11 protein-coding genes are annotated in these 13,590 nt (G+C 48.9%); all 11 read left to right on the top strand.

Translation table 11 applies throughout. The features are described 5' to 3' along the window. The first annotated feature begins 82 nt into the window (after positions 1–82). The 11 genes from M2277_RS03375 to M2277_RS03325 all read left to right on the top strand — a co-directional run bounded on the left by M2277_RS03375 (position 83) and on the right by M2277_RS03325 (position 13,550). Entirely contained in the window at positions 83–1,039 is a 957-nt protein-coding gene (locus M2277_RS03375) for a 3'-5' exoribonuclease YhaM family protein (protein ID WP_006211936.1), read from the top strand. Positions 1,040–2,135: 1,096 nt separating this feature from the next. Beyond that, positions 2,136–3,206, top strand: coding sequence for a bifunctional 3-deoxy-7-phosphoheptulonate synthase/chorismate mutase (locus M2277_RS03370; RefSeq protein WP_006211934.1), 1,071 nt, complete (start codon positions 2,136–2,138; stop codon positions 3,204–3,206). Between the two features lie 452 nt (positions 3,207–3,658). Beyond that, positions 3,659–4,558: an NAD-dependent epimerase/dehydratase family protein gene (locus M2277_RS03365; RefSeq protein WP_148246723.1), complete on the top strand. Its 900-nt coding sequence runs from the start codon at positions 3,659–3,661 to the stop codon at positions 4,556–4,558. Between the two features lie 242 nt (positions 4,559–4,800). After that, entirely contained in the window at positions 4,801–5,031 is a 231-nt protein-coding gene (locus M2277_RS03360; protein WP_172963918.1) for a hypothetical protein, read from the top strand. Positions 5,032–5,069: 38 nt separating this feature from the next. After that, positions 5,070–5,372 carry an ArsR/SmtB family transcription factor gene (locus M2277_RS03355; RefSeq protein WP_036643228.1) on the top strand — a complete coding sequence of 101 codons (303 nt, stop codon included), beginning with the start codon at positions 5,070–5,072 and terminating at the stop codon, positions 5,370–5,372. A gap of 141 nt (positions 5,373–5,513) precedes the next feature. Next, on the top strand, positions 5,514–6,698 hold the full coding sequence (locus tag M2277_RS03350) for an MFS transporter (protein WP_280754124.1): 1,185 nt from the start codon (positions 5,514–5,516) through the stop codon (positions 6,696–6,698). Between the two features lie 331 nt (positions 6,699–7,029). Further along, positions 7,030–8,070, top strand: a complete 1,041-nt coding sequence (locus M2277_RS03345) for a LacI family DNA-binding transcriptional regulator (protein ID WP_006211929.1) — start codon at positions 7,030–7,032, stop codon at positions 8,068–8,070. Between the two features lie 642 nt (positions 8,071–8,712). Then, positions 8,713–9,672: an ABC transporter permease gene (locus M2277_RS03340; protein WP_006211928.1), complete on the top strand. Its 960-nt coding sequence runs from the start codon at positions 8,713–8,715 to the stop codon at positions 9,670–9,672. 20 nt (positions 9,673–9,692) lie between these two features. After that, positions 9,693–10,577, top strand: a complete 885-nt coding sequence (locus M2277_RS03335; protein ID WP_280754123.1) for a carbohydrate ABC transporter permease — start codon at positions 9,693–9,695, stop codon at positions 10,575–10,577. Positions 10,578–10,626: 49 nt separating this feature from the next. Beyond that, on the top strand, positions 10,627–12,246 hold the full coding sequence (locus M2277_RS03330; RefSeq protein ID WP_280754122.1) for an extracellular solute-binding protein: 1,620 nt from the start codon (positions 10,627–10,629) through the stop codon (positions 12,244–12,246). A 32-nt stretch (positions 12,247–12,278) separates the two neighbouring features. Next, the gene (locus M2277_RS03325; protein WP_280754121.1) at positions 12,279–13,550 is read left to right on the top strand and encodes a Gfo/Idh/MocA family protein; all 1,272 of its coding nucleotides are present in this window, start codon (positions 12,279–12,281) and stop codon (positions 13,548–13,550) included. Positions 13,551–13,590 lie beyond the last annotated feature (40 nt).

The raw sequence follows: 13,590 nt of genomic DNA, 5'->3' as shown, positions 1-13,590 counted from the left end.
AGCAAAGAATCCCGTGTGATGGACGCCTTGCACGGGACTTTGTTATAGTTAACCTAATGGGATTTTTTCGGGGAGGGAACAGATGAAGCCTATTAATAAACTTAGCATACAAGACGATTTCGTCGGCTTTTACTTGTTAAAAGAGTTGAATATGAGACAGACCAGCGGCACGCCCCCAAAAGATTATTTTGATATTGTGCTCTCGGATGCCAGTGGTCAAATATCCGCCAAGTACTGGGATGTGACCATTCAGGATAAAGAAACGTTCTTGCCCATGCAATTAGTTAAGATTCAGGGAACCGTTCTGAGCTACCGGGATCAGCCTCAAGTCAAGATCAGCCGAATCCGGAAGGCATCCGAGGAGGATGGTGTTTCGTTGACTGACTTTGTGAGGGCTGCACCGATACGCCCCGTTGATCTGTTACATACGATTAAACTGACGATGAATGAGATTACGGAGCCGCAGATAAGAACAATCGTGCAGTATTGCGTGGCGAAGGTGGAGGAGAAGCTGATGCATTATCCTGCTGCGAAAACCTATCATCATGCCTACTTTGCCGGACTTGCCTATCATATTGTGCGCATGCTGGAGATTGGCGATTTCATCTGCAAGCAGCGGCCATTTCTGAAGCCTGACTTCATCAAGGCGGGCATTATTCTTCATGATATCGCAAAGCCGGAAGAGATGATTGCACAGATGGGCATCGTAACGGATTACAGCAACCAGGGCAAGCTGATCGGACATATCGCCCTCGCCTCCAACTGGATTGTGGAGGCTGCGCTTCAGAACGAGATTCCGCTTGAATCCGAAGTGGTCCTGGGCTTGCAGCATCTGGTGCTGTCTCATCATAATCTGGGAGAGTGGGGGAGTCCGGTTCAGCCGCAAACGGCAGAAGCCGTTGCGCTGCATCACATCGACCTGCTGGACGCCAAGCTGCAGATGGTAGAGGATGCCCTGGATACAACGGTTGAGACGGAGCCGTGGACACCGATGATCCGTGGACTCGACAATAAGGCGATTTACCGTTTGAAGGCATGATGATGGCTGGAGAACACTAGTAATCTGAGCCATCAGATTGGTCGTAAATGCACTCAACAACTAATGTGAACGCAATTCAGTCAAGTAACATATGGTATATGGTCATTTGACTAATTGAGAACATGTTGCGAAGGGAACAAATTGATGCATTACAACGACCGTCTAGTGATGCCACACCCCATTCTTCTAGAGGCCAGGCAAGTGGCTCCTAATCAGATTGTAATGATGTATGATAAGCGGACTGATTTAGCATCAGCGACTACTATTTCTAATTACTGGATTAGAAGTAATATGGAGAGTCCAACGGGTATAGCAAGCGTAGGAATGGGCGATGCACTTACAACGGCAAATTCAATACGCCCTGAAATGGGAATGATAACACCTGCTGACCATACAGGTATGAGGTTTGTTATGACATTTAGAGGGAATGCAGTGCCAGGTATCCTATACGTAGTGCTTCCTTGTTTTGTTAATTTGGAGGGAATGGCAGGTTATATGGGGGCTAACTGGGGACCCTCTAGCAGAAATGCATTTATCGGAATGTAGGTTCTCGTGCTTGGACAATAACCAACTATTCGCTTCAATCAGATCCCTTGCGGCTTGATTAGGATACGGCTTGCAAATCCTGTGTATCAAGGGCAGAAGGTGAATGTTCGTTCCTGACAGGAGGGACCGGCCATTTAAATCTTTGCTGCATCAAAGCAACTGAGCGTTAAATAAAACTCTTGCATATCCGTACTGACTGTAATACAATGCATCTAAATTAACTAACACGATATGTTAAAACAAGCGATGATGGAAAGAGTAAGCGAAATAACGTTCCTGACAGGAAAGGGCTGCCACCGACTGAGAGCGCCCGGGCGAAGGTTTTTGGCTGAAGTTCATTCCGGAGCTGGTATTCTGATCGTTTGCAATGCAGTGTGTGCAGGCTGTAGGATTACCCGTAACCCTTGCGTTAAGAGGTTCAAGTGAGATGTGTTTGTCTTTTTTTTTTCAGCATATCTAATAAGGGTGGTACCACGACTCCTCGTCCCTTTCCGGGCGGGGGGTCTTTTTGTTTTTTATATATCAGATAAATGAGAGGGAGAGATTCTGTATGAGTCAAGGACGTTTGGAACAATTAAGATCGGAGCTCGATTCCGTAAACCTACAACTGCTGGAGCTGCTGTCTGAACGGGCGCGGATTGCCCAGGAGATCGGTCAGGAGAAAGAGAAGCAGGGAGTGCCCGATTTTGATCCGGTACGCGAGAAAAAAATGTTGGATACTCTGGTTGAGTTTAACCAAGGTCCTTTTGATAATGAGACGGTGCGTCATTTGTTCAAACAGATATTCCAGGCATCATTAAAGCTGCAGCAGGTCGATCACAAGAAACATCTGCTGGTCAGCCGGAAGAAGAAACAGGAAGATACTCTCATTCAGCTGGGGAACACGATCATCGGCGGCGGCACGCCAGTGATGATTGCAGGGCCATGCTCGGTCGAGAGTTATGAGCAGGTGCGCCAGGTAGCGGCTGCCCTGAAGGAGGCGGGCATTACCGTGATGCGCGGGGGCGCGTTCAAGCCGAGAACATCGCCTTACGATTTTCAGGGATTGGGTGTAGAAGGCTTGAAAATTCTGAAGGAAGTGGCCTCCGAGTTCGGGTTGAAAACGATCAGTGAAATCGTGGATCCTGCTCACATCGAGCTTGCGTGCGAATATATTGATGTCATTCAGATCGGCGCCCGGAACATGCAGAACTTTGAACTGTTAAAAGCAGCCGGAGACGTCCAAACCCCGGTTCTGCTAAAACGCGGTCTTGCAGCTACGATCGACGAGTTCGTGCATGCTGCGGAATACATCGTATCCCGGGGCAATACGCAGGTGATGCTGATTGAACGCGGCATCCGGACGTATGAGAAGGCGACCAGAAACACACTGGACATTTCGGCAGTGCCGATCCTGAAACAAGAGACGCATCTTCCGGTGCTGGTGGATGTGACACATTCCACGGGCCGTAAGGACATCCTGGCTCCATGTGCCAGAGCCGCGCTAGCAGCAGGTGCAGACGGAGTCATGGTTGAGGTTCATCCCGATCCGGCTACGGCATTGTCCGATGCGGCGCAGCAGCTGAATATTCCGGAGTTCCATGATTTCCTGGCTAATGTGAAGAAGTCGGGACTGTTGTAATTAAAGCGCACGCTTGCAGGTCCATGGAAGATTAAGGGTTGAAAGAAACGAAATGAACCTCGTCACTTCTTACAGCGACGAGGTTCATTGCTGTTTCGATGGCGTGTGATTACATTTCAGACATAGGGTGCGGGGACTGCTCAGGGGGAGTATAGCGTGATACGGAAGAATAAATAGGGAATATTGGATGACAGGAGGTGACGATCGTGATTGATTTTGAATGGTATAGAAGCATTTGCAGCATATACAAGATTAATACCCAACAAACTGTACTTGGCATATCAAACCAAACATAAACATCTGCCCCAGCTTCATGCAACGATGTCTCGAATAAGGGATCATATATAAATATTTTTATGTATAATGCGTTATTTCATAATTTGTTTTATATATTGGACTGCCATTAGAATGGGGATAACTTGTTAAGGCTTATTCGTAGGAGGCGTTCATATATGAAGGTATTTGTTACAGGTGCTACAGGATATATCGGCGGATCGGTCGCGAAGGTACTGATCGACGCAGGACATACGGTTTACGGTTTGGTACGCAATCCGGATAAAATAGACGCACTAAAGGAACTGGGCATCGATCCGGTCCTGGGTACCTTGGATGATACGGAAGTTCTCGCCCGTTATGCTGAGCAGAGCGATGCGGTCATTCATACGGCGGATTCGGACCATCGTCTCGCTGTGGAGACCTTTATATCGGCTTTGCGCGGCAGCGGTAAACCCTTTTTGCATACGTCCGGGTCCAGTGTGGTCGGCGATGATGCCAGGGGAGATGCTGTCAGTGAGCAAATTTATGATGAAGAGACACCTTTCACGCCGATGGATACCCGGGAAGATCGCGTAGCAATCAACAACCAGGTGCGCAGAGCCGGAATAGACGATGCGGTCCGAAGTGTCGTGATCGTTCCTTCCATGATATATGGAGAGGCGCTTGGATTGCCGACAGACAGTGACCAGCTGCCTCAAATCATTCGGAAATCCCGTGAGGTAGGGGCAGGCGTTCATGTCGGAAAAGGTGTCAACCGCTGGTCCAACGTCCATATTCGGGATTTGGCGCAGCTATATCTGCTGGTGCTTACGAAAGCTCCCTCTGCGTCTTATTTCTTCGCTGAAAACGGAGAGGAATCCTACGGGGATATCGCCATAGCTGTCAGTAAAGCGCTCGGGTTCGGCGGAAAAACGGTCTCTTGGTCCGCTGAGGATGCGATCGCTGAGCTAGGGGATTGGGCGCGGTTCGCTATCGCTTCCAACAGTCGTGTGCGTGCGGTTCACGCACGGAATTTACTCGGCTGGAAGCCCGCAGAGGAATCATTGCTGGACTGGATAGAGATTCATTTAAAATAAGCTTTTTTAACCCAAACGGCAGAAATGCCGTTTTTTTTGCGTTTTGGCTCAGGTGATGTAACGCTAGCTTAGGAAAACACATGCGATCAGAAGAAGAAAGTACATGTTAATGGACGGGATATAGAGAGTTATAAAAACGCTTTAAAAATTCGGTGGATCCGACCCTGGGGTTAGGGCACTCGATTGTTATGAAGGAGATGGGCAAGCAGCATAAATCCGAGGGATTCATTTAGAAGAGCATCATGGCAAGTATTCTGCGAGAAATAGGGAAGGAAGCGATGTCGATGAGAAAAAAATGGGGTTTGGTAATGAGGAGTGCGCTGATCGCCGTTGCGGCGGTCGGCTGTAATGGGACAAAGGCGGAGATGGCGTGGAATCAGGCGTTGCGGCTGATGGCAAGCTGTAGGGCCGGAACATGTTGGGGCCATCCTGCTGTACTCAATACGATATGGCATCAAGTCGTTCCGAAATAACATTTGACATATCGATGATTCTCGATATAATGATACGTATGAAACCAATAGAAGTTTTTAAAGCGTTGTCGAATGAATCGAGGCTCGAGATATTGCAGTGGCTCAAGGAACCGGAACAATATTTTACGCCCCACGAAGGGATTGATATGAGAGAAATCGGGGTATGTGTAAGCCAGGTGACTGAGAAGCTGAATATGACGCAGTCCACCGCATCGCAATATTTATCCATTCTGCATCGGGCGGGCCTGATCAAGACGGAGCGGTTAGGGAAATTTACGTATTATAAGCGGGACGAAGAAGTCATTCGTGAAATCGGTGAGTATTTGAAGCAGGAAATATAGCACAAGAACTGAATACTTCCTTAAGAAATAAGGAATATTCAGTCTTGTTTTGCATTACATATCTACATATTACGATATGTATTTTTATTAGTTAAAACATCGATAATTTGCGATATATAAATATATTAAAGAGGTGGAATCATGACTGGTGCTTGGAAAGTTTATTTTTTGGCTATCGTCAGCTTTTTAGTAGGAACGTCGGAATATATTATATCTGGAATTTTGGATAAAATCGCGGATTCATTAGGGATTACGATTACCGCCGCAGGCCAGCTGATCACGATATTTTCAATGGTTTACGCCATTCTGACCCCTATTCTTATGGCACTGACAGCCAAGGTGGAGAGAAGAAAGCTGTTGGTTTATTCATTAGGCATCTTTGTGATTGCCAATGTGTTGTCCTATGCACTTCCGGGGTATATTCCGTTTGTTTTTGCGCGCGTTCTTATGGCGATGGGTGCAGGCATGGTCGTTGTCACCGCGCTCGGAATTGCCGCCCAAATCGCGGCTCCTGGCAAACAGGCTAGTGCGATCGCGACGGTAATTATGGGGTTCACAGCTTCTCTCATCATCGGCGTCCCTCTGGGACGTGTGGTCGCTGCCGCTTTTGGTTGGAAGTCGGTGTTCGGGTTTATTGCCATCCTGGGTGTGATCTCGATGTTTGTTCTATACAAGGCAATCCCAATAACCAAAGGAGATGCACCGGTCCCGTTACTCAAGCAGTTCGCGCTGCTCAAGAAGCCTAAAGTGGCCCTCGGGTTGGCGATCACGTTCTTTTGGCTGGGGGGATATTCCGTTGCCTATACGTACTTGTCTCCCTATCTGCTTATGGTCAGCGGTTTGAATGAAAGCTGGATTAGTGCAGCGCTATTCGCTTTTGGCTTAGCCAGCCTCATTGGTTCCCAATTCGGGGGATTCAGCACGGACCGGTGGGGAGTTTCTTCCACATTAACCGGAGGTATGATGCTGCATATTCTTGCCTTAATCGCTCTTACTTTTACCCATGCAGCTTCATCAGTCATTCCCGTGTTAGTCATCCTTGTTGTCTGGTCGTTAGCCGCTTGGTCCAGCGGTCCGGCGCAGCAGTTTAACCTGGTCCAGCTGGAGCCGAACTCCTCCGGTGTCATGCTTGGGTTGAACCAATCGATGATGCAGCTGTCCATGGCTGCCGGTGCAGGAATCGGGGGAGTTGCCGTAGAGCAGATCTCCTTATCGTCCATCACCTGGATCGGGGCAGTTGGTGTTGCTGTTGCCATGGCAGCGTCATTTGTATTGTTCCGGTTAGGCAAGGAGAAAAGCCCTGATCATGCTGCGCTTGAGACTTAAATGATATCCCTGTCAGCTTCCCTTCCAGATTACCGATCCTGACATATACAGCAGCGGCATTGACGCTGCTCCGGAATACAGGAATACAGGAATCCGGGAGACGCCGACGCCAACGCCAACATTCCTCCTCTTGCCAGTTCAATGATGGAGTGGGGGTCACCATTCCAGAGATGGTCGACAGCCATCCAAGCATGCCCCGGACCACGCACCATGAGTCTAGCTTGTCATCAGTGGAACAGTGTCAATTTGACGCCCCCAACCGGCAAAGTTTATGCTATGATCATGGATGGAGAAAAATTTGGTTCCAAATTTTGTGGAGGAGGAAGTGCGATTGGCTAAGCTTAAAGATATCGCCGAGCGGGTCGGGGTATCCATATCTACGGTATCGCGGGCAATCAGCAATGATGCCAGCCGTCCGGTCAGCGAAGAAACCAAGCAGAAAATCCGGGAAGCGGCACTTGAACTTGGTTACAAGCTACATGAACCGTCCAGACACGCTAATGAGAACAACGGCACAGCGGCCAAGCGGATTGCATGTATCGTTCCCCAGCACCTGATGGATGATCACCCTTATTTCTCAACGGTATTAGCCGGTTTTCATAAAAAAATGGAGGAGCTCGGGCAGCCTCCAGCTATCGTTCGCACATGCGAGGAAGTGGGCGATGCGGAAAAAATACGGCTGATGCTGAGGGAGACAGGAGCCGAGGGGATTGTTGCCATCAGCTGGTACGACGAAGAACTGTTTGAACTGATACAGCAGAATGGTGTTGCGATCATGGGCGTAAGCCTGAACGATGAAAGGCTGACCGTGCCTGTTGTTGACTGTGACCGCATTCTATCGGCAAGGGCCGCAGTACGTCACTTGATTGATCAAGGACATACGCGTATTGCTTATATCGGAGGGCCCGCCTATTCCAAACAGATGGAGAGCGAAGAACGGTTTGTTGGATATAAATTTGCCATGCTTGAAGCGAACCTGCAGCTGCAGGGGGAGTGGCTGATGAATACAGGATGGAATGTGGATCGAAGCTTCAGCAAGATGTCCGAGCTTCTGGAACGGCTTCCGAAGGCGGAATGGCCCACTGCTGTTTTTTGTGCCAGTGACATGCTGGCTATACCTGCGATGCGTGCCGTTGTCGAGAATCATGGCAGCATACCGGAGGATATTGCGATTGTGGGGATGGACAATATCGATGTAGCCCAGTACACTACACCGCCGTTAACCTCCGTTTCCGTGCCCAAATACGAAATCGGCAGAGTAGCTGCCAAATCCATCGTGGATTATTTAGACGGACATTTTCCGATGGCGACCAAAATATTGCTGCCGGGTTCTCTAGTCGTTCGAGAATCCTCTCACTTCACCAGAAATTAATTTTCACATTAAAAGTTAGATTCATTAACGTTATAGGATAGTTATATACTCATTAAGCAGCGGCCAGTAGCAAAATTGGCTGCTGCTTTTTTACTTTTTCTCACCAAAACGAGAAAAAGTTTGCGCCAAAACAATCCAAAAAAATGTTTGACAATACAAAATCTCTATATTATTATGAGTGAAATTGCTGAGATATTTGGAGTGATTTCTCCATTTGGAATCGAAGTGGAATAATCTTCGTACCGCTACATTGAATTTTTGATTGCGTTTTCATTCCTTATTATATAAGGATATATAAAAATTGATCCAATTTCCTTCCGTTGATATTACATGTTCTTTATTGCAAGGGAACATGTCTCTTATATACCAATTTGTCTCCAAATTAAATCCAAAACAAAGAGCTTAATAATCCAAAATTTATACAGTTTATATGTTGCAACATCCGTTTATTCGGATTTTATTTATAGATCTATCCCACGTTAATATATATGACATATATTCGCCCGAATAACCGCATCCATCCATCGGTGGCCACAGGCGGTAGCTTCGCAGCATGGCTGATTACAGAAAGATAAGGGGGAATCCATCAACGATTATTACGCTACAAGAAATTGACTAATACATACCCGAGGTGACGCTAAATTGGCTAAAACAACCGTACAGCCCGCAGTACAAGCGGTAACCGAAACGAAACGCAGCCCCTTCAAGTGGAATCGCATCTTGCGGAATTGGCAGCTTTATATTCTGATTTCTCCGGTCATCGCCTATTACATCCTGTTCCAGTACGTTCCGATGTACGGTATCCAAATCGCCTTTAAGGATTTCATAGCAACACAAGGGATTTGGGGCAGTCCATGGGTTGGATTCGAGCACTTTGACCGGTTCTTCAACAGCTATTATTTCTGGCGATTGATCAAAAATACGCTAGGCATCGGTTTATACAGCCTTGCCCTCGGTTTCCCGATCCCTATCATTCTGGCTTTGCTCATGAATGAGGTCCGAGCTGAACGATTCAAGAAATTCGTGCAGACGATTACGTACGCTCCCCATTTTCTGTCTACCGTGGTTGTTGTCGGAATGATGATGATTTTTCTGTCGCCCCGTTACGGTATCATCAATCATTTCATTGAAATGTTTGGCGGCCAGCCGATCAATTTCATGACAGAACCTTCCTGGTTCAAGTCGCTATACGTTCTGTCGGATGTATGGCAGACCATGGGCTGGAGCTCCATCATTTATTTGGCCGCCCTCGCCGGCATTGACAACCAGCTGCATGAAGCTGCGCGGGTTGATGGCGCCACGCGGCTGCAGCGCATATGGCATATTAACATCCCCGGCATCATGCCGACGATTATTATTCTTCTCATCCTGAACATGGGCAGCATCATGGGCATCGGTTTCGAGAAGGTGCTCCTGATGCAAAACAATCTGAATATGGAGAGCTCCGACATTATTGCCACCTATGTTTACCGAATGGGGATCCAGAATGCCGAGTACAGCTTCTCTGCAGCTATCGGTTTGTTCAACTCCATCATCAACTTTGTCTTGCTGGTTGTTGTGAACTTTATTTCGAGGCGTGTGAGCGAAACAAGTCTTTGGTAAAGAGGGGAGCTTAATGAACCATGCAAATTGAATCCAGAGGGGACCGAATTTTCAATATCATCAACTATACGATCCTGATCTTGGTTACCATCATCGTCATGTACCCGCTGGTATTTGTGCTCAGCGCATCGTTCAGCGATCCGCAGACGGTGCTCCGGGGCGAGATGCTGCTGTGGCCAAAGGGAGTCAACCTGAACTCTTACGTAAAAATATTTCAGAACAAGGATATTATCAGCGGTTTTACCAACACGCTGGTATACACGTCGCTCGGGACGCTCATTAACCTTACGATGACCATACTTGCGGCCTATCCGCTGTCCCGGAAGGATTTTGTAGGCCGGAATGCCATTATGGCCTTGCTTGTCTTTACCATGTTTTTCAGCGGTGGTCTGATTCCGACGTACTTGCTGATCAAGAACCTCGGCATGCTGAATACGCTGTGGGTCATGATTATCCCGAATGCGGTGTCCATCTGGAACATTATCATTATGCGGACCTTCTTCCAGCAGTCCATACCGGGCGAACTGCAGGAGGCCGCGACCATCGATGGATGCTCGAACATCAAAATTCTGACCCGGATCATTCTGCCGCTGTCCATGCCGATTATCGCAGTAACCATTCTGTTCTATGCGGTCGGTCACTGGAATGCTTTTTTCAATGCGCTGCTGTATCTGTCGGACAAGGATAAATTTCCGCTGCAGCTCATTCTGCGCGAAATTTTGATTCAGGGGCAAACGAATGACATGGTCAAAATGTCAACCGAATCCGCGATCAAGCAGCAAAGAGAGGTGGAAGGGATCAAATACGCGGTGCTGGTCGTGGCCAATATTCCGGTGCTGGCGCTTTATCCGTTCCTGCAGCGGTATTTTGTCAAAGGCGTTATGATTGGGGCCATCAAAGGATAATTCCTTGAATGGATAATGAGGAAGGAACATGAAAAGGGGAGGATCAGGGATGAAGCTGAAGCAATGGGGAAGTCTTCTGTTAACTTGCATGTTGTCGGTATCGCTGGTGGTGGGCTGCAGCTCGAAGGGTTCGGAGGGGGCGTCAGAATCGGATTCGGCGGAAGGTGGGGCGAAGGTTAATGAGACGGGATTTCCAATTGTCAATGACAAGATCACGGTGACCGGTTTTGCCGGAAAGTTCTTTGCCAACGCCGACTGGAACAGCATCAAGCTCTGGCAGGAATATGAGAAAACGACGAATATCCAGGTAAAGTGGGACACGGTGCAAAAGGATAATTTGGCAGAGAAGCGCAACCTGCTGCTTGCCGGTGGTGATTACCCGGAAATGTTCTACGCCTCTGCCTTCCCAAGGGCTGACTTGCTGAAATACGGCAAGCAGGGTGCTTTTATCCCGCTGAATGATCTGATCGATCAATATGCCCCGAACTTCAAGGCGCTGATGGAGAAGTATCCGGTTATCGAGAAGGGAATCACGATGCCGGACGGCCATATTTATGGGCTGCCGACGCTGTATGATCCGGAATTCCGTTCCGTGCTGTACGGAACGCCATGGGTGAATTCGGAGTGGCTGACCAAGCTTGGGCTGGACGAACCGCAAACGCTGGATGATTTTTACGATATGTTAAAAGCATTCAAAGAGAAGGACCCGAACGGAAACGGCCAGAAGGATGAATATGCCTGGGGTGGAGTCAAGACCACTGGTATTGTGAATTATTTGCGCGGGTCGTTCGGTCTCAATTATAACGGAACCTCCAATATTAACGTGGATACCGATCCGGAGAGCGGTAAGGTTCGGTTCATCCCGTCTGATCCGCGTTACAAAGAACTGCTTCAGTATGTGAACAAGCTGTATAAGGATGGCCTGCTGGAGCAGGATATCATGTCCGTTCAAAGCACGGAGGTGGATGCAAAGGGAACGGAGGGGCTGCTGGGCGTAGTCGATAACGTGGATCCGGTCGCCATTTACAACCAGAAGGGCTATGTGGGGCTTCCGGTACTGAAGGGTCCGCACGGCGATCAGATGTTCAGTGCTACAGGCTCACCGCTGGGCAATATCGGAATGTTTGTCCTGACAGACAAAGCGAAGAGTCCGGAGGCGCTGGTCCGTTGGATGGATTATTTCTACAGCGATGAAGGGATCCGCATGTTCTTCATGGGCTGGAAAGACGAGACGTACACGGAGGATGCAGACGGCAATGTGGAATACGTGGACGATATTAAGAATAACCCGGACGGACTTAATCTGGACCAGGCGGTAGGGCAGTATCTGATTTGGCCTGGGGGATACTATCCAGGTTTTGTGGCGCAGAAGTATTTTAAAGGAGCGGAGGGCTTGCCGACATCTGTAGAGAACGCCAAAAAAGCGGAGCCGTATGTCATACCTCAAGACAAGGTTTGGCCGCCGTTTAACTTTACAGCCGATGAACAGTCCGAGCTTACCAGCATTCAGACCGACATTAATACGTACGTGGATGAGATGAGGGACAAATTCATTGCCGGCAATGAGTCTTTTGATAACTGGGACCAATATGTAGCTACCCTGCAAAAAATGGGATTGGACCGCTATCTGGCCATCTACCAGTCCGCGGCGGATCGATACACCGAGTGAACGAGTACCTAACATAAAAGGAGCGACACGATATGACACAAATCAAAGCCATATTGATCGGGGCAGGCGCGCGCGGCGCCGGGGGCTATGCACCCTATGCCCTCGATTACCCGCATGAGCTGACCTTCGTGGCAGTAGCCGAGGCTGATCCGGCACGGAGAACCCGTTTTGCCGAGAACTACGGAATTCCGCCTGAACGTTGTTACGAATCATGGGAGCCGCTGCTCGCCGAGCCGCAGCTTGCCGAAATTGCCGTCATCTGCACGCAGGACCGTATGCATTTTGGCCCGACGATGCAGGCGCTGGATAAACAGTACCATGTACTGTTGGAGAAGCCGATGTCGCCGGAACCGAAGGAATGTCTTATGATGGAGCAGGCGGCCGTTCGGAACAACAGGCTGCTGACCATATGCCATGTTCTGAGGTATACCCCTTTTTGGAGTGCCATCAAGCGCGTAATTCAGGAGGGAACGATCGGTGAGGTCGCTTCGATCCAACTGAATGAGAACGTAGGATATTGGCATATTGCGCACAGCTTTGTACGAGGAAACTGGAATAACTCCGATAAGGCCAGCCCGATGATTCTGGCTAAGTCCTGCCATGACATGGACGTGCTGTCCTGGTTGATGGACCGGCCGTGCACACAGGTCACTTCTTTTGGCTCATTAATGCATTTCCGCGAGGAGCAGGCACCCGAAGGATCGGCCGACCGCTGCTTGGATTGCCAGGTGGAATCCACCTGCCCATACTCGGCTCCGAGGTTTTATCTGAGCCAGGAGTATAAGGGCTGGGCGGGGCATTTTACCCAGGAGCTGACCAAGCCGAACATTATTCAGGGGCTTCGCGAAACGGACTATGGCCGCTGCGTGTACAGGAGCGACAACAATGTGGTCGACCATCAGGTCGTCAATATGGAATTTGAGGGCGGTGCCACCGCAATGTTCAGCATGTGCGGGTTTACGTATGAACAGGAGCGCAGAATCCAGATCATGGGGACACGAGGCGAGCTTCGGGGAGAGGAAGACAAAATTACGGTCTTTGATTTTCTGACAGGCCATAAAACGGAGATAACGATCCCTTCGCAGTCCAGCGGCCATGGCGGTGGCGACAGCGGAATTGTAGCCAGTTTCCTGAACGAGGTCCGCAGCTATAACGGGCAGGAGAGTCTGACGTCGGCCAGTGCCTCCGTGAGGAGCCATCTTATTGCGTTTGCTGCCGAGAAATCGAGGCTGAATCATGGTGAGTCCATTAATCTGAATGACTATGCACAGGAATTGATGGCAGAAGGAAATGCGGTGAAATAAGTTCATGTCCGTCATAGGGTCAACCGTCATCCAAGCATGC

Origin of the sequence: Paenibacillus sp. LBL (genome assembly GCF_029893715.1) — a bacterium.
Lineage (GTDB): Bacteria > Bacillota > Bacilli > Paenibacillales > Paenibacillaceae > Paenibacillus_AQ > Paenibacillus_AQ glucanolyticus.
This window is presented reverse-complemented; position numbering and strand designations above follow the sequence as displayed.